The following is a 17,436-nucleotide window of genomic DNA, read 5'->3' on the forward strand; positions in this document are numbered from 1 at the left end:
CGGTAAGGTGGGCACGTTGTCTGTGCCCACGCGGAGAATGCCTTGGCCCAGTTCCGCTGGTGCCTTATATCATTTTCGACCAGTCCCCGTGCCCGTATAGGGTGGTCTGAACCTCCCGTCTAAGACGATTGCTCGATTTATTCGTCGCAATTTGCCGGTTATGTTGATGACATTAGCGATCATCCGTTGCCTGGAGCACTGCGATGTTGAATCTACCGGCTTTCAATAGCTTGCGTGGCGATCTCTATGGCGGTCTGACGGCGGCGGTGGTGGCGCTGCCGTTGGCGCTGGCCTTTGGTGTCTCGTCCGGCGCCGGTGCGGTTGCCGGTCTCTACGGTGCGGTCTGTGTCGGCCTGTTTGCCGCGCTGTTCGGCGGTACGCCAGCCCAGGTATCCGGGCCGACCGGGCCGATGACGGTGGTGATGGCCGGGGTGATGACTCAGTTCATGGCGGCCGACCCGGAACGCGGCCCGCTGCTGGCCTTTACCGTGGTGATGATGGCCGGCGCCCTGCAGATTCTGTTTGGCCTGCTCAGGCTGGGCAACTACATCACCCTGGTGCCGTTTCCGGTGATCTCCGGCTTCATGAGCGGCATCGGCGTGATCATCATTCTGCTGCAGCTGCCACCGCTGTTCGGCTATCCCGCCGCTGCAGGGGTGGCCGACGTGGTCGGACAATTGCCGCACTACCTCGCCGGACCTGGCTGGCCAGCGCTGCTGCTGGGGCTGGCGATATTGGCGTTGCAGCTGTGCTATCCACGCCGGCTGGCGGCACTGCTGCCGTCACCGCTGGCGGCACTGTTGTTGGGTAGTTTGGTGGCTTACTGGATTCTGCCTGAAGGTTCATTGGCGGTGATCGGTGAGATCCCCAGCGGTCTGCCGAGCTTGGTGCTGCCGCAGTTCAGTCTCGACCTGCTGCAGCAGATGCTGGTGGCGGCATTGATGTTGGCGGCGCTGGGTTCGATCGACTCTCTGCTGACCTCGTTGGTGGCCGACAATATGAGCAAGGTCCATCACGACTCCGACCGGGAACTGATCGGCCAGGGGGTAGGCAACGTGGCGGCAGGGCTGCTCGGCGGTCTGCCCGGTGCCGGCGCCACCATGCGCACGGTGGTCAATATCCGCGCTGGCGGGCGTAGCGCGCTGTCTGGTGTGGTGCATGCGTTGGCACTGTTGCTGATCGTGCTGGGCGCCGGGCCGCTGGCCGAACAGATCCCCCACGCGGTGCTGGCCGGTATCCTGGTCAAGGTCGGGCTGGATATCATCGACTGGAATTTCCTGCGCCGGCTGCATCGGGCGCCGCTATTCGTGGTCGGCCTGATGCTGCTGGTGCTGGTGCTGACGGTGTTTGTCGATCTGATCACGGCCGTTGTGGTCGGTGTCTTCCTGGCCAATGTGATCACCGTCAAGCGGCTGTCCGATACCCAACTGGACGCGATCCGGGTCTATCACCGCGAAACCGAGCAGGCGTTCCAGGATCTGGCCCCGCGCGAGCTGGAGATACTGCGTGCCGCCGAGGGGCGGTTGTTGCTCTACCAGTTCAACGGCCCGGTCAGCTACGCGGCTGCGCGCGGTATCCGCCGCAAACTGGCCGATAGCCAGGGCCACGAAGCGCTGCTGCTGGATTTCAGCCGGGTGCCGCTGATCGACGTTACCACTGCGATGGCAATTGAAGAGCTGCTGCTGGAAGCCGATCAAGCGGGCCGCCAGCTCTACCTGGTCGGTATGAACCCGGTGGTGACCGATATCATGACCCGGATGCGGGTGTTGCGGCTGGTACCGGAGGGGCACTGCATCGAAAGCCGGGCCCAGGCGCTGGAGGATGCCCTGCAGAAGTTGATTGGCGCTTAGCGCAGCTCCAGCTGGCCGGAAAAACGGTTCAGCTCGGCTCTGACAGCGTCCAGTTGCGCCTCGGTCAGCCGACAATCCACCTCGAATGCCGCCAGCCAACGGCGTTCGTCGACCGGCAGCTGCAGTTGGCGGATCAACTGCTCGAGTTCGCCGGTCAGCGAGTGGGGCACCGCCAGGGTGACCGGTTGGCGGGCCACCACGGCTTCCAGCGGTAGCGTTTCCAGCACCGCCTGTACCGACTGGCTATACGCCCGAACCAGGCCACCGGTGCCCAGCTTGATACCGCCGAAATAGCGCACCACCACCACCTGGATCTGGCCCAGGCCGCTGTGCTGCAGTACTTGCAGCATCGGCTGGCCGGCGGTGCCGCGTGGCTCGCCGTCGTCGCTGCAGCTCCATAGCTGACCGTCATCCGGCCGGCCGCAGATGCGGGCCCAGCAGTGGTGGTTGGCTTTCGGGTGCTGCTGGCGGATCTGCTCCAGCTGTTGCTGGGCGTCGTCGACTGAATCAACCGGCATCGCCAGCGCCAGGAAGGAGCTGTTCTTGATCTCCAGTTCGACCCGATGGGGCCCGGCCGGACGCTGGTAGCTCATCCGTCCGCTCCGAAGCTTATCTGGACCCGGTGTAGCCAGGCCGGGTTGCCCAGCTGCTCACGGACCTGGCAGGCCAGTTGTTCCGGGCTCGGGTGCTGGTACTCGGTCCACAGGAAGCAGAGCTCCAGGTCGATCTGCTGGTGGTGGTAGTGCAGGTCGAGCCGTTTCAGCTGCAGGCCCAGCGGCAGCTCAACCAGCAGTGGCGCCAGTTGTGCTTCGATCTGCGGTCGCAACGGCCGGCTATGGCAAACCTGCTCGAGTTCGTCGTCGTAGGTGTCGATATGGTAGATCACGTGGCCGATATCCTCGAACTGCTCGTGCAGCTTGCAGACCGCCCGATCACCGAGAAAATGGCCCTCCGAGGCACTCAGGTAGGGGGCCACCTGGATATGCATCTCCAGCACGCTCTGGTTGCCAACCCGGCGGCTTTTGAAACTGTGCACATTGCGGATGCCATCGATGCTCATCACACAGGCCTGCAGCGGCTTCAGCTGTTCGTCCGGCAGCGCGGTATCGACCAGCTCCAGCAGGCTCTGCCAGGCGAAGCGCCAGCCGATTCGGGCGACGAACAGCGCTACCGCGATGGCGGCGACCGAATCCAGCCAGGGAAGTCCGGACATCGCGCCGGCCACGCCGACAAAAACCACGATCGACGACAGCGCATCGGTGCGGCTGTGCCAGGCGTTGGCGCGCAGTAGGTCGGAATTGACCTGGTTGGCGATCTGCAGCGAGTAGCGATAGATCCCCTCTTTGGCGACGATAGAAACCGCTGCGACCACCAGTGCCGGCCATTCCGGAATCTTCAGGCTGCTGACCTGAAGCAGGTTCTGCAGACTTTCGTAGGCCATGGCGCCGGCCACCGCGATCAAGGCGCTGCCGAGAAATACCGTGCCGACCGTTTCGAAGCGGCCATGCCCCCAGGGATGGTCCTTGTCGGGGTCCTGGGCGGAGATGCGCAACATCACCAGTACCAGCGCATCGGTGGCCAGGTCAGACAGCGAATGGATGCCATCCGCCACCAGGGCGGCCGAATGGGACAGCATGCCGAAGGCGATTTTGCTAATTCCCAGCAGGGTATCGATCAATGAACCGATCAGGGTGATGCGGATCGCGGCTCTATGTTGCTGCTCAGTTTCGGTCATGTATGGCTTCGATTGCAGGTTAAAGACTGATTTTAGCTTTTTGGTAGGCTATCCCACCAGTGCGGCCTGTGATTGTTCAGCCCGGCGGGTTGCTGTGCACGGTGCCGGCAACTGGCAGGATGAAACGGCTTAAAATTTCAATTGTTACCATGTTGACATTTTTAACTTATTGATAAATATAAATATATTTTTCACTGATCAAAAAATAATCAATTTGCTGAAGGGTAAAGAATCCGTGCCTTCTATGACTTTTTTCGGTCAATACTCACAAAGTTATCCACAGGGTATGTGGGTAGTCGGCGCGAGCCCCGCAGTGACGGGCGTTGGCGGGCCAGGGCTCTGTTGCCAGCGCTGGACGTTCGTCCTAACATGCGCTGACGATCTGTCAGCAAGCAGGGGCTGAACGAATATGGCGGCAAATATAATCTCTCAGCTGATACTGCCGGCGGCGCTGTTTTTTATCATGCTGGGAGTCGGTTTTTCATTGCAGCCGGCAGATTTTCGTCGTGTCTGGCAGAGCCCCCTGGCGGTGGCGGTCGGGCTGACGCTGCAGCTACTGGTATTGCCCGTATTGGGGGCGTTGGTGGTGCTGCTGTTCTCGCTGCCGCCGCTAATGGCCTGCGGCCTGATGATCCTGACGCTGACGCCCGGTGGTGCCACCTCCAATATGATCACCTACCTGTGCCGAGGTGATACCGCATTGTCCGTCTCGCTGACTGCGCTGGTCAGCCTGATTACCCCCTTTACACTGCCGCTGCTGACCCTGTGGGTGCTGCAGTGGCAGCTGGCCGATGGCCAGGTGATCGATTTTCCGGTTTTAGCCACCATGGCCAAGCTGGTACTGATCGCTTTGCTGCCGGTACTGCTCGGGATGCTGGTGCGCTATCGCTGGCCGGTTTTCTGCCAGCGCATGGTCGGGCCGGTCAAATGGCTGTCGCTGCTGTTCCTGCTACTGGTGGTGGTGGGCATCCTGCGCGCCAACTGGGACGCTTTCCCGGCATTGGTAAAGCAGTTGGGGCCGGCGGTGTTGAGCCTGGTATTGCTGGCGATGCTGATCGGTTACGGCGTAGCCCAGCGGTTGCGGCTGGCCGGTGAGCAGGCGACCTGCATCGCCATTGAAGTGGGCATCCAGAATGCTGGTACCGCGCTGCTGGTGACCGGTGGCATCCTGCAGAACCCGACCATGTCCGCCAGCGCGTTGATCTATGGAGTACTGATGAACCTGCCGGCGCTGGCGCTGATTTTGTACTGCAACCGGCCCCGGCGGCAGAGGCGGGAGGCCGGCAGGCTGGGGTAACGGGCTCTCGACGGGCTCTATTGGAGCCGATTCTGTCGCCCGCGGAGCGAAGCCGGTCTGTCGCGGTCAGAGCCCGCTGTTACGGTATCCCTACGCTGCTGGAGCGGGTGTATATAAAACGTGGCTATCGGTAGCAGCTCGTTCGGCGGACGACCAAACCTGGGGGCTCGAAGCCGGCCGGCACTCCCGTTTTAACCGGCCTGAATTGTTACCGCTTGCGTTTGAGCGACGAACAGTAGCGAGTAACGGTATTGAGTTAACAGGGGCTCAGTAGAGCCGGCAGGCTCTCTGTAAACTCAGAACCGTTAACTGACTATCTTTTCACGAAGCTGCGAGAAACTGTTGTTGGCTCAACTTTATTAAGACTACTGCTTATTCGATCCCAAGCAGTTTGTGCAGCTGCAGGCTCAGTTTCCATTGTGGGTGTTGCAGGCAGTAGTTGACCGCATCCCGGGTATAAAGCTCGCGGGCCGGGCCGTCCATCGGCTGCAGGTAGAAATGGTCGAACGCCAATTCGCTGAACCGTTCCGGCAGGGCCAGTGGCTGCGGATAGACCAGCTTCAGCTCGTCACCGTGGGTGATCAGCAGTTCAGTGTCGGCTTTCGGGCTGACGCAGATCCAGTCGATCCGCTTCGGCAGCGGGCGGGTGCCGTTGGTTTCGATGGCCACTTCGAAACCGGCCTGGTGGCAGCGGTCGACCAGCATCTGGTCCAGCTGCAGTGCCGGCTCGCCGCCAGTGAAGATCACATAGGGGGTGCCGGCTTGCGCCGGGGTGGCCTGCCAGAGCTGCAGCAACCGTGCGACCAGCGCGTCGGCATCGGCGAACTTGTCGCCGTTATTGCCGTCGCTTCCGACGAAATCGGTATCGCAGAAATCGCAGACCGCCTGGTCCCGGTCCTGCTCGCGACCGCTCCACAGGTTGCAGCCGGCAAAGCGGCAAAACAGCGCGGTGCGACCGCTCTGGGCGCCTTCGCCCTGCAAGCTGTAGAAGATCTCTTTGACTGTGTACATCGATCGGGACTCTGGAAAAAGGCAACTCTGGAAAGAAGGCGCTAGTCTACCTTGCCGCCGCGCGACTGCAAGGGGCCTGCCGGTGGCTGCTCAGGCTGTTTTTCAGTATATCCGCTGGCGCTATCGCTTATCAGGTCGCTGATACGCGGCGGGCATGGGGTGGCGGGACGGCTGGCCATCCCGCGCAGTGGAAGCTCAGGCCTTGGCGTTCACATCGCCGCCGAAAGCGTGCAGCAGGGCGGGGATCAGCCGGGTCAGTTCCAGCCCCATCTGGGTCATATCGGTGTCGAAACGGGCCCACTCCTCGTCCTGGTATTCGCTGTCGAGCGACTCCTTCATCTGGTCGGTCAGTTTCAATCGCTTCAGGCTCAGGCTCTCATCCAGTACGAATCCGAGCTTCTCCTGCCACTCCATCGCCACCTTGACCACCCGCTTGCCGGCTTCGAGATGGGCGATGAACTCGTCGCTTTCCAGCTCCTGCCCCTTGATACGGATCACGCCGTTCTCGGCCAGGTTGTCGCGCAGTTCGCACTCGTCCATTACCGCCAGATCGACCGGGCGCTCCTGCGGCTGCTGCAGCCAGTGGCTCATCACCGCGGAGGGCGACTGGGCTACATCGGGCAGGGCCACCGGTAGCGAGCCCAGGGTGTTGCGCAACAGGTTCAGCAACTCTTCGGCCCGCTTATGGGCACTGGCGTCAACCATGATAAAACCCTGCTTCGGCGCGATCAGCGCCCGGGTTTGCTGGAAGCGGCTGAAGGCGCGCGGCAGCAGGTCGATGACCACCTCGTCCTTCAACTGGTCGCGCTCCTTGCGGTAGACCTTGCGAGCCTGCTCACGCTCGATGACCGCGACCTTCTCCTCGACCGCTTGGCGCACCACGCTGCCGGGCAGGATCTTCTCCTCCTTAAGAGCGCTGACCATCAGGAAACCGCTGACGCTGTGCAGCAGCGCGTCGCCCAGGCCGTTGCTGGCCGAGTTCCAGCCGTAGCGGGACAGCTCCTGGCTACCGCAGGGGGTAAAGGCCTGCTCGGCCAGCAGCTCCGTCAGCTGGTTTTCGCCGTATTCGAACGGCTCGGTCAGTTTGTAGAAGATCAGGTTCTTGAACCACATGGAGAGGTGCCTTTTATTGCAATTGCTTGAAGTTCGCCTGCGGGCCGATTGCGGAGCGGCCGGCGTTCCGGGGCGAAATTGTAGAGCAGTTAACCAGGGTGGGCACATTTTTTTTGTCTCCAGCTGGAGAATGGCCCGTTCGGCTGGGTATAGGCCGTCGGTGATAACTATGTGGAAGCGGGGCGTAGGATTAAACGCCGATCTACCCGTAGTAGCGTTCGGTTAAGTGGCTGGAACGATGGCTGTAGGGTCGACTCGGTGTGCCCTTTGGTTATTAGTCGACCAGGAGCCCGCAGGGCTCCACAACCGCCTGCGGTGGTACCCCCTACAAGGCTCTGCCACTCCTGATAGAGGCTTTGCTCAAGTCGCAAAGGCACATTGCCTTAAGTGAACATTATTATGATCAACCCGGCTATTACCGGAAATCAGAGCGATTAGCGGATGGGAACAAAAGAGCTGCTCACCCTGCCGGGCTGTTAGTCGGAAAAGAACTAGCAAATAACCGGAAAAGCGGCCAATGGCCGCTTTCGGGTATCAGTCCGCTACGTCGCTTATCGCTTTCAGCATGCGGCTTGTAAGCTCCCCGAAGGGGCATGGCAGACTGTTACAGACCTTCGTAGGCCAGCAGGGTATGTACCGGGATACCGGCTTCCTGAATACGGGAGGAGCCCTGCAGGTCGGGCAGGTCGATCAACGCGGCCGCTTCGGTGACACTGGCGCCGAGCTTCTTGATCAGGGTGCTGGCGGCGAGGATGGTGCCACCGGTGGCGATCAGGTCGTCGAAGATTAGTACCTTGTCGCCTTTGGCGACCGAATCCAGCTGCATCTCGACCACCGAGCTGCCGTATTCCAGCTGATACTCTTCGTGGATGGTTTCGCCGGGCAGCTTGCCTTTCTTACGTACCAGCACCAGCGGAATGCCCAGCTGATAGGCCATGATCGAGCTGATCAGGAAGCCGCGGGCGTCGATGCTGGCGATATGGGTGATTTCGCTGTCGATATATCGCTGGATCAGGGCGTCGGAGACCATGCGGAGCGCTTTCGGATCTTTGAAGATCGGTGTGATGTCTCGGAACATCACGCCCGGTTCCGGCCAGTCTTGGATGGTTCGAATGACGGACTTTACATAGCACTCGTCATAGGACATGGATCTCTCCTTGGTGAATCAAAAAGGTCGTCAGGTTAGTTGATATGGCTCAATGTCAGATCAGGAGCCGAAAGAGTCTAATAGGGGCGTTGGGTTACACATTGAGATGGCTACTTCATTGTGCAACTATTTTGGCGTCCACGGCATGGCTGTGGACGCTTTTTTATTGGCAAGCAGGAAGGGTTCAGCCGGCCTGGCTGCTGTCGCTTTCTCCGGCTTCACCCATCGGGCATTCGCCGGACAGCCGGTACAGCTCCTGCAGGTCCTGCAGTTCCACCTCCTTGCCGTCAACCCGGATCAGGTTGTTCTTCTGGAAGCGGGTAAAGATACGGCTGACCGTTTCCACCGCCAGGCCCAGGTAGTTGCCGATTTCGTTGCGAGACATCGACAGCCGGAAGTTGGCCGCAGAGTAGCCGCGCTGCTTGAAACGCTGCGACAGTTTGACCAGGAAGGTGGCGACCCGCTCCTCGGCGTTCTTCTTCGACAGCAACAGCATCATCTGTTGCTCGTCGCGGATCTCCTTGCTCATGGTGCGCAGGATCTGGCGGCGCAGTTCCGGCAGCTGGCCGGACAGGTCGTCGAGTCGCTCGAATGGAATTTCGCAGACCGAGGTGGTTTCCAGCACCTTGGCCGATACCGGGTACTGTTGACTGTCGAAGCCGCTCAGGCCAACCAGTTCACCCGGGAAATAGAAACCGGTGATCTGCTCCTCACCCTCATTGGTGATGGTATAGCTTTTGATGGTGCCGGCCCGTACCGCATAGACCGATGAGAACGGTTCTCCCTGGTGGAACAGGTGGTCGCCTTTCTTCAGCGGGCGACTCTTCTCGATGATGTTGTCGAGACGTTCCATTTCAGTCATGTTGAGGGAGACCGGTAAACAGAGCGAACTCAAACTACAGGTACTGCAATGAGCCTGTTGTAGACTACGCAGCTTCCCTTCCGTCGCTTTAATTTCACTCATAGGACAGGCCCTGCTTGATTCGTTAGTACACATTGTTTTGATTTGGCTACGCGGATGATTATGAAACATTTCCCGGTAGCCGGGAAGGGTGGGCTGTTTAACAAGCTGTTTAAAAAACTACCTGCGTTGCCATCACTGCGTCAAAAATCGGCTCAATTCGGTCATTTATAACGCATAAACTCCCTTATTTCGCCGATTTTTTTCTTGTGCTGGCTGCCTCGCCAACGTTTTTCAACAGCCTGTTAAATGATGCGCGAGAAGCCGCGGGTCGGCTGCTGCTTTGGTATATAGGCGTCGAATGCCATGCAGATGCGGCGGATCAGCAGACGGCCCTGCGGCGTGACGTTGATGCCCGCCGGGCTCAGCGAGATCAGGCCGTCGTCGGCGAACTGGTTAAGCTCGGCCTGTTCCGCCTGGAAGTATTGCTGGAAATCCAGTCCGAACTGCTGTTCGACAGTGGCGAAATCCAACTGGAAATGGCAGATCAGCTGTTTGATTACCTCACGGCGGATCTGGTCGTCACGGCTCAGGCTGACGCCGCGCTTGATGGCGTGGCCACGGGTTTCGATGGCGTTGCTGTAAGCGGCGATCTCGTGTTCGTTCTGGTAGTAGACGCTGCCCACCTGGCTGATGGCGGACACCCCCATGGCGACCAGGTCGCAGTCGGCGTGGGTGGTATAACCCTGGAAGTTGCGGTGCAGCTGACCGTTGCGCTGGGCGATCGCCAGTTCGTCGTCCGGTTTGGCAAAGTGGTCCATGCCGATATAGACGTAGCCGGCATCGAGCAGTTTGCGGATGGTGCCCTCCAGGATTGCCAGCTTGGTTTCCGGGCTCGGCAGGGTGGCGGCATCGATATGCTTCTGTGAGCGGAACCGGTCCGGCATATGGGCGTAGTTGAAGATTGACAGCCGGTCCGGCGACATCTCGATCACCGTGTCCAGGGTGTCGCTGAAGCTCTCTACGCTCTGGTAGGGCAGGCCGTAGATCAGGTCGATATTGATCGAGCGGAAGCCGGCCCGGCGGGCGTTGTCCAGCACCGCCTGGGTTTGTTCGGTGCTCTGCACCCGGTTTACCGCCTGCTGGACCCTGTGTTGTACATCCTGTACCCCCAGGCTGATCCGGTTGAAGCCGATCTCGCGCAGTACCTTGATGGTGTCGGCGGAGGCTTCGCGCGGGTCGATCTCGATCGAGTAATCGCCCTTGTCGTCGTCACGCAGCTTGAAATGGCGCCCCATCTCGGTCATCAGTTCGACCATCTGCTGGTCGCTGATGAAGGTCGGCGTGCCGCCGCCCCAGTGCAGCTGGTTGACGATCCGGTCGCCGGCATACCACTCGGCCAGCTGAGCCATCTCGCGATAGACGGTATCCAGATACGGCTGCGCCTTCTTGCGATTGCGGGTGATTACCTTGTTGCAGGCGCAGTAGTAGCAGACATGGGCACAGAACGGGATATGTACGTACAGCGAAAGCGGCCCGTTGTTGTCGGCGCTGTTGCGACCGGTCTCGACCAGCTGCGCGGACGACAGCAGTGGATCGAACTGCAAGGCGGTCGGGTAGGAGGTGTAGCGCGGGCCGGCCAGGTCGTAGCGCTTGATCAGATCGAGATCCCATTGGATCAGGTTGGAGTTATCCACGGACGTACATACCTTGAGTTAGATGAACGGCGGCAGCCTGTCGGACCGAGCACTGATCTACTGAGCTATGATCGGTCAAGCCCGACTGACTGCTGGTCAGTGTATTCGCCGGACGAACGGTCGGCCTTGATATCGATCAAGCTTGCAGCAGGCCGCGCCAGGGGATTGTAAACAGGCCGAACAGGATGATCAGCAGGCCGAACAGCTGCTGGGTCAGCCGGCGCTGCAGCAGTTGCTGCATCTGTTGCGCCAGCAGGCCGGTCAGCAGCAGTGCCGGCAGGGTACCGGCGCCGAAGCCGGCCATCAGCAGCGCGCTCTGCTGCCAGCTGCCGGCGGCGGAGGCCCAGATCAGGGTGCTGTAGACCAGGCCGCAGGGCAGCCAGCCCCAGACGGCACCCAGCGCAAACGCCTGCGGCAGCGTGCGGGCCGGCAGCAGGTTTCGCGCCAGCGGTTGGATCAGTCGCCACAGTTGGCCGCCGAGCCGCTCCAGCCGCAGCAGGCCCTGCCACCACTGGCCGATGTAGAGTCCCATGACGATCAGCATCAGGCCGGCCAGGCTGCGTAGCGCCAGCATCACCGGCTGGTCGCGCAGTAGCCAGCTGAGGCTGCCGACCAGTGCGCCGGCGAGGCTGTAGCTGAGGATACGGCCGCCGTTATAGCCCAGCAGCATCAAACCGCGTTGGCTCTGCTGTGGGGTGCCCAGCGCCACGCCGGCGGCGATACCGCCGCACATACCCAGGCAGTGGCCGCCGCCGAGCAGGCCCAGCAGCAGCGCGGTGGTCAGTGCCAGCGGATCAGCGGTCATCGCGCTGTGGCTTGGCGTCGTCCGGGATCAGCTTGTCATCATCCTCGTAGAGGATGCTGTGGGCCGGGCTTTCCAGGTCGTCGAACTGGCCGCTGTTGACGCTCCAGAAGAACGCCCAGGTGGCACAGGACACCAGGATGATGGCGATCGGGATCAGAAGGTAGATGATATCCATGCTGAGCCTAACGGGGGTTGAGGGATCGCTGAGAGTTTACCGCATTGCGGCGCTTCAGTTTAGAGAGCCGCAATGCATTGCCGACCACCACCAGCGAGCTGGCCGACATGCCGATCGCCGCCATGTAGGGAGCGATGAAGCCCAGCGCCGCCAATGGCAGCGCCAGCAGGTTATAGCTCAACGACCAGATCAGGTTCTGGCTGATGATGCGGCGGCTGCGACGGGACAGCTGCACGGCGTCGACCAGTCGGCGCAGGTCGCCGCTGATCAGCACCGCATCGGCATTGGTCTTGGCCAGGTCGCTGGCGCTGCCCATGGCGATCGAGGTCTGGGCGCCGGCCAGTACCGGAATATCGTTGATGCCGTCGCCGACCATGATCAGTTGTGCGCCTTCGGCCTGCAACGCAGCCACGTGCTGCAGCTTCTGCTCCGGAGTGACGCCGCTGGTGACCCGGTCGATGCCGAGCTGTGCCGCGATCTCCTGTACCGCCGCGGAGCTGTCGCCGGTCAGCATTTCGCACTGCAGCCCCAATGCACGCAGCTGGTCGAGCGCTTCGCGCGCTTCGCGACGCAACTGGTCGTCGATGCGGAACCAGGCCAACGGTGCCTGTTCCGAGCAGAGCAACAGCCATTGGCCGGCTTCGCTCGGCTGGGCTGGGCAGTCCGCCGGGCAGAGGGCGCTGGCGTAGTCGGCCTGGCCGATCCGGTAGCGGATGCCGTCGATCTGTCCCTCCAGCCCCTTGCCGAGGGTGGCACTGATCTCGCTGGCCGGTTGTTGCGGTTGCAGGTGGTGGAAGGCGCGGGCGATCGGGTGTTCCGAATGCTGTTCCAGCGCCGCCGCCAGCTGCTCACACTGCTGCCGGTCCAGCGCGGCCAGTGGCTGGGTGCTCTGCAACCTCAGGTTGCCTTCGGTCAGGGTGCCGGTCTTGTCGAACACGATATGGGTGGCCTTGGACAGGCTCTCCAGCACATGACCGCGGGTGATCAGGAAGCCGTGCTGGCGCAGGGTGCCGGTGGCGGCGGTCAAGGCGGTCGGGGTGGCCAGCGACAGCGCGCAGGGGCAGGTGACCACCAGTACCGACAGGGTTATCCAGAAGGCGTGCTCCGGGGTGATCAGCCACCAGCTGACGCCGACCACCAGTGCGGTGATCAGTACTGCCGCGACGAAATAGCTGGCGACCCGGTCGGCCAGCCGGGCGACCTGGGGTTTCTCCTCGTGGGCCCGTTCCAGCAGCCGCACGATGGCGGACAACTTGGATTCGGCACCGACTTCAGCAACCCGGATCAACAGCGGGTTCTCCACGTTGATGGTGCCGCCGACCACGTTGTCGCCGCACTGCTTGTGGATCGGCAGGTATTCGCCGGTCAGCGCCGATTCGTCGACCGAACTGTGGCCCTGTTCGATGATGCCATCGGCCGGCAGGGTCTGGCCGGGGCGGACCCGTACCAGGTCGCCGGACTGCAGTTGATCGGCCGAGACCAGTTCCTCTTCGCCGTCACGCAGCCGCAGGGCGCTGGTCGGCAACAGGTTCAGCAACGCGTTGCCGGCCCGGCCGGTACGGTGACGGGCCTTCATCTCCAGGAAGCGGCCGATCAGCAGGAAGAAGGTGAACATGGTCACCGAATCGAAGTAGATCTCGCCGCTGTTGGTAACGGTGGCCCAGATGCTGGCCAGGTAGGCGCCACCGATCGCCAGCGAGACCGGTACGTCCATGCTGAGCTGACGGGTACGCAGGTCGCGCAGGGCGGCTGTGAAGAACGGTCGGGCGGCGTAGAGCACCACCGGGGTGGCAATGATCAGGCTGGTCCAGCGGATAAACGCTTGGTACTGCTGCTCGATCCCCTGCAGGGTGCCGGCGTAAAGCGCAATCGCCATCATCATCACCTGCATCATGCCAAGCCCGGCGATGCCGAGCCGACGGATCGCCCGTTTCTGCTCCTGGGCCAGCAACTGTTCCTCTTTATCGGGATGGAACGGGTGGGCCTGGTAGCCGATCCGGTAGATCTCGCCGAGCAGGGTGCTGAGTTCGATCTGCTCCGGTGACCACTGGATCCGGGCGCGATGGTTGGTCAGGTTGACGGACGCCTTGTTGACGCCGTCCAATCCCTGCAGGTGGTGCTCCAGCAACCAGACGCAGGCGGCACAGGTGATGCCGTCGATGACCAGGATCGCTTCCAATCCGGCGTCGCACTGGTTTACGAAACTGCGCTGGACCTCCGGCTGGTTGTACAGCGCCAGCTCCTGCTGCAACGGCTCCGGCAGTTGACGGCTGCTGAACTCGGGCGAGTTGCCCGGCTGGGTACGGTGCCGGTAGTAGGTGTCCAGGCCGCTGCCGACGATGGTTTCCGCCACCGCCAGGCAGCCGGGGCAGCACATCCGCCGCGGCTGGCCGTCGATGAGGGTAATGAAATCGGTACTTTCTGGCACCTGCAGCCCGCAGTGGTAGCAGGGCTCCGCCACCCGATCCGTTACTGCCATCGATCAATTTCCGGTCGGATTGATCTGGAAGGTGCGCTGGTCAAACGGCGGCAGAATTTCGCTGCGTAGGCTCCAGCTCTGGTCCTGCGGGGTGATGACTAGATAACGCTTGCCTTGCAGCGCGCTACGCAGGCTGCCGCGGTAGGCATGGCTGCCGGGAATCTGGCGCAGGGTGACCGGGTAATCATACTGCTGATGGGTCGGGTGGATCAGCTCCATGGTGATCTGTTCCGGCCACTGTTGCGGCTGGCCGGTCAGCTGCAACACCAGGTCGCCGGTCAGGTTGTCGACCGTCAGCGTTCCTTTGATGCCGAGGTCGGCCGCCGCCAGTGTCTTGCTGCTGTCCCGTTCGAAACCCCGGGCGACCTTGTAGTAGTCGTCCTTCACCAGCCCGTCGGCGGTGATGATCGACAGGTAGAGGAAAAAGGTGCCATAGATGAACACCGCGATCAGCGGGGCCAGGATAAACCACAGCCAGGGCTGCTTGTACCAGGGGGCGACGGCAGGATTCTGCTTACTCATATAAATCCTTCAAAGAAAAAATAGCTGCTCGGCAGTGCAGGGCAGCTATTTTAGCCTGTTAGGTCTGCCAGCGACTAGCGTCGTGGTGCGGGACCGATGAATCGGTTTTCTTCAGTGGTGCTGATGCTGCTGTCAGCCTCGGCGGTAATGCTGAAGTTGACGTTGGTGTTGGCCTGATCGAGGTATTTGGGTTCGATCTGCAGCCGTACGCTGTGATCGGCCAGTTCACCGGTCTTGACCCGGATCAGCTCGTCGCCGATCAGCTTGATGCCGTCCAGGCCGGAGACGCTGAGCCGGTAAACCTGGTCGATCTGGCTCTTGTTGGCGATCTTCAACATGTAGCTGTTCTCGATCAGCCCGTTCGGGGTTTCCACGAACAGTTGGCCACGGTCGCGGATGATATCCAGTTCCACGGGTACCCGGCTGTAAATGGTGTAGGCAAAGGCGATGCACATGGCCAGCAGGCAGGCGAAATAGCCGATCAGGCGTGGCCGCATCAGGTGGGTGGTCTTACCCTCCAGGGCGTGTTCGGTGGTGTAGCGGATCAGTCCGCGTGGGTAGTTCATTCGATCCATGATGTCGTCGCAGGCGTCGACACAGGCGCCGCAGGCGACACATTCGTACTGCAGGCCGTTACGGATATCGATGCCGACCGGGCAGACATGCACGCAGTTGCCGCAGTCTATACAGTCACCCAGTCCCTGGGCCTTGTAATCGGCGCCTTTCTTGCGCTTGCCGCGATTCTCGCCGCGATTCTCGTCATAGGAGATGACCAGCGTGTCCTCGTCGAACATTACGCTTTGGAAGCGGGCGTACGGACACATGTAGATGCAGACCTGCTCGCGCAGCCAGCCGGCATTGCCGTAGGTGGCGACCGCAAAGAAGCCCAGCCACCAGGTCTCCCAGGGGCCGAGTTCCCAGCTCAGGATATTGGGCAGCAGCTCGCGGATCGGCGAGAAGTAGCCGACGAAAGCCACTGCCGAGGCAACGGCGATGGTCAGCCATATCAGGTGTTTGGCGGTTTTGCGGAGGATCTTCTCACCACTCCAGGGAGCCTTGTCCAGTTTGATCCGCTTGTTGCGGTCGCCCTCGGTGATGCGCTCGGCCCAGATGAAAAACCAGGTCCAGACGAACTGCGGGCAGGCATAGCCGCACCATAGCCGACCGGCGAATACGGTGACGAAGAACAGGGTGAACGCCAGAATGATCAGCAGCCAGGAGAGCAGCATGAAGTCCTGCGGCCAGAAAGTCATGCCGAAGACATGAAACTGGCGGTTCGGCAAGTCGAACAGTACCGCTTGGCGGCCATCCCACTGGACCCAGGAAAAACCGAAGAACATCAACAGCATGATGGCGCTGGAGATGGTGCGGAAGTTCTTGAACAAACCGCGATAGTACTTCACATAGATGTGTTCCCGCTCGGCATAGAGCTCCTTGCCGCCGTTTGACTTCTTCGGGGTTACATCTTGTACGGGTATCTGGTTCATACCACTGCTCACCACTACGTATTATTGACCTCACCTCTAATGGACTCTCGTCCATTAGAAAACCTGAATATTATAAGTCCCTGCAAAAAAAAGGCGATATGATCTGCATCATATCGCCTTTTCGGTGTGCTTCGTTACGCCTTACTTGTTGGACAGGCTGTAAACGTAAGCAGAGATCAGGTGGATTTTGTCTTCGCTCAGCAGGTTCTTGTGAGCCGGCATGACGCCGTTACGACCGGTCCGGATGGTGTGGGCCACTTTCTCGAAAGTGCCGCCATACAGCCAGATGTCGTCGGTCAGGTTCGGCGCGCCCAGCGCCTGCATGCCGGTGCCGTCGGCGCCGTGGCAGGCAGTACACAGAGCCTGGAACTGCGGCTTGGCACGGGCGATCGCTTCGCTGTCCGCTTCGCGGCCGCTCAGCGACAGTACGTAGTGAGTCATGTCGCGTACACCGTCTTCACCCAGTACCTGGCCCCACGGCGGCATGCCGCCGGTACGACCTTCGCTGATGGTCTGCTTGATGGTGGCCGGTTCGCCGCCGTACAGCCAGTCATTGTCGGTCAGGTTCGGGAAGCCGTGCGCACCGGTAGCCGCGGAACCGTGGCACAGGGCGCAGTTGTTGGCGAACATGCGCTGGCCCATTTTCAGGCCGGTGGCATTTTCCGACTTCTGCAGCTCTTCGATGCTCAGTGACGCATACTTGGCGAACAGCGGGCGGTAGTTCTCCTCGGCATGCGACATCTCCTCTTCCCACTGGCCGGTCGAGGTCCAGTTCAGCAGGCCTGGGAAGCTACCGAGGCCCGGGTACAGCACCAGGTAAACCAGGCCGAACACAACGGTGCCGACGAACAGCTGGAACCACCACTTCGGCAGCGGGTTGTCGTACTCGGCGATGCCATCGAACTCGTGGCCCAGCGTTTCATCAGTAGTTTCGTCGTAGTTCTGGCTTTTCTTGGTCGCAAACAGCAGCCAGGCACATCCCAGAATTACGGCCAGGGTAATTACAGTTACCCACGCGCTCCAAAAAGCACTCATTTTTCGATTCTCCCGTTATCGGTCTCTTGTCCTTCCGTTTTACCGTCATCTGCGAAGGGCAGATTGGCTGCGTCATCAAACCTCTTCTTATTGCCGGGCATTAGCACCCAGGCGAACAGGCCGAGGAATGTGATCAGCATGATCACCGGCAGGTAGGGACCATAAACATCGTAACTCACAGG

General features: G+C 60.9%; 16 protein-coding genes. 2 read left to right on the plus strand and 14 right to left on the minus strand.

Annotation, left to right across the window (positions count from 1 at the left end; genetic code table 11):
• The first annotated feature begins 203 nt into the window (after nucleotides 1-203).
• On the plus strand, nucleotides 204-1,850 hold the full coding sequence (locus K6T12_RS14425) for a SulP family inorganic anion transporter (RefSeq protein ID WP_222223574.1): 1,647 nt from the start codon (nucleotides 204-206) through the stop codon (nucleotides 1,848-1,850).
• Here K6T12_RS14425 and K6T12_RS14430 read toward each other — a convergent pair.
• Nucleotides 1,847-2,443, minus strand: coding sequence for a YigZ family protein (locus tag K6T12_RS14430; protein WP_222223575.1), 597 nt, complete (start codon nucleotides 2,441-2,443; stop codon nucleotides 1,847-1,849). The two genes, K6T12_RS14425 and K6T12_RS14430, sit on opposite strands and share 4 nt — an antisense overlap.
• Nucleotides 2,440-3,585: a cation diffusion facilitator family transporter gene (locus K6T12_RS14435; RefSeq protein WP_222223576.1), complete on the minus strand. Its 1,146-nt coding sequence runs from the start codon at nucleotides 3,583-3,585 to the stop codon at nucleotides 2,440-2,442. Before K6T12_RS14435 ends, K6T12_RS14430 begins: the two co-directional genes overlap by 4 nt.
• 409 nt (nucleotides 3,586-3,994) lie before the next feature.
• On the opposite strand from K6T12_RS14435, the gene K6T12_RS14440 reads away from it, so the two are divergent.
• On the plus strand, nucleotides 3,995-4,882 hold the full coding sequence (locus K6T12_RS14440; RefSeq protein WP_222223577.1) for a bile acid:sodium symporter family protein: 888 nt from the start codon (nucleotides 3,995-3,997) through the stop codon (nucleotides 4,880-4,882).
• Nucleotides 4,883-5,254: 372 nt separating this feature from the next.
• Here K6T12_RS14440 and queE read toward each other — a convergent pair whose 3' ends face one another.
• The 12 genes from queE to K6T12_RS14500 form a co-directional block, all read right to left on the minus strand.
• Nucleotides 5,255-5,893 (minus strand): 7-carboxy-7-deazaguanine synthase, encoded by a 639-nt coding sequence (gene queE, locus K6T12_RS14445; protein ID WP_222223578.1) that lies wholly within the window; start codon nucleotides 5,891-5,893, stop codon nucleotides 5,255-5,257.
• 195 nt (nucleotides 5,894-6,088) lie between these two features.
• Complete coding sequence (gene rdgC, locus K6T12_RS14450; RefSeq protein ID WP_222223579.1) at nucleotides 6,089-7,006, minus strand: recombination-associated protein RdgC; 918 nt, start codon at nucleotides 7,004-7,006, stop codon at nucleotides 6,089-6,091.
• Nucleotides 7,007-7,610: 604 nt separating this feature from the next.
• Complete coding sequence (locus K6T12_RS14455) at nucleotides 7,611-8,153, minus strand: adenine phosphoribosyltransferase (RefSeq protein ID WP_222223580.1); 543 nt, start codon at nucleotides 8,151-8,153, stop codon at nucleotides 7,611-7,613.
• Between the two features lie 184 nt (nucleotides 8,154-8,337).
• Nucleotides 8,338-9,117: a fumarate/nitrate reduction transcriptional regulator Fnr gene (gene fnr / locus K6T12_RS14460; protein WP_222223581.1), complete on the minus strand. Its 780-nt coding sequence runs from the start codon at nucleotides 9,115-9,117 to the stop codon at nucleotides 8,338-8,340.
• Between the two features lie 242 nt (nucleotides 9,118-9,359).
• Nucleotides 9,360-10,751: an oxygen-independent coproporphyrinogen III oxidase gene (gene hemN / locus K6T12_RS14465; RefSeq protein ID WP_222223582.1), complete on the minus strand. Its 1,392-nt coding sequence runs from the start codon at nucleotides 10,749-10,751 to the stop codon at nucleotides 9,360-9,362.
• Between the two features lie 136 nt (nucleotides 10,752-10,887).
• Complete coding sequence (locus K6T12_RS14470) at nucleotides 10,888-11,556, minus strand: sulfite exporter TauE/SafE family protein (RefSeq protein WP_222223583.1); 669 nt, start codon at nucleotides 11,554-11,556, stop codon at nucleotides 10,888-10,890.
• Nucleotides 11,546-11,731: a cbb3-type cytochrome oxidase assembly protein CcoS gene (gene ccoS / locus K6T12_RS14475; protein WP_222223584.1), complete on the minus strand. Its 186-nt coding sequence runs from the start codon at nucleotides 11,729-11,731 to the stop codon at nucleotides 11,546-11,548. The genes K6T12_RS14470 and ccoS overlap by 11 nt, the downstream gene beginning before the upstream one ends.
• 7 nt (nucleotides 11,732-11,738) lie before the next feature.
• On the minus strand, nucleotides 11,739-14,210 hold the full coding sequence (locus K6T12_RS14480) for a heavy metal translocating P-type ATPase (protein WP_222223585.1): 2,472 nt from the start codon (nucleotides 14,208-14,210) through the stop codon (nucleotides 11,739-11,741).
• Nucleotides 14,211-14,213: 3 nt separating this feature from the next.
• Entirely contained in the window at nucleotides 14,214-14,732 is a 519-nt protein-coding gene (locus K6T12_RS14485) for a FixH family protein (protein ID WP_222223586.1), read from the minus strand.
• Nucleotides 14,733-14,806: 74 nt separating this feature from the next.
• Nucleotides 14,807-16,219: a cytochrome c oxidase accessory protein CcoG gene (gene ccoG / locus K6T12_RS14490; protein WP_222223587.1), complete on the minus strand. Its 1,413-nt coding sequence runs from the start codon at nucleotides 16,217-16,219 to the stop codon at nucleotides 14,807-14,809.
• A gap of 141 nt (nucleotides 16,220-16,360) precedes the next feature.
• Nucleotides 16,361-17,254 carry a cytochrome-c oxidase, cbb3-type subunit III gene (gene ccoP / locus K6T12_RS14495; protein WP_222223588.1) on the minus strand — a complete coding sequence of 298 codons (894 nt, stop codon included), beginning with the start codon at nucleotides 17,252-17,254 and terminating at the stop codon, nucleotides 16,361-16,363.
• A complete protein-coding gene (locus tag K6T12_RS14500) occupies nucleotides 17,251-17,433 on the minus strand; it encodes a cbb3-type cytochrome oxidase subunit 3 (protein ID WP_390879086.1) in 183 nt (60 codons plus the stop codon). Before K6T12_RS14500 ends, ccoP begins: the two co-directional genes overlap by 4 nt.
• Nucleotides 17,434-17,436: the final 3 nt, after the last annotated feature.

Source organism: Marinobacterium arenosum (assembly GCF_019795155.1).
GTDB classification, from domain to species: Bacteria; Pseudomonadota; Gammaproteobacteria; order Pseudomonadales; family Balneatricaceae; genus Marinobacterium_C; species Marinobacterium_C arenosum.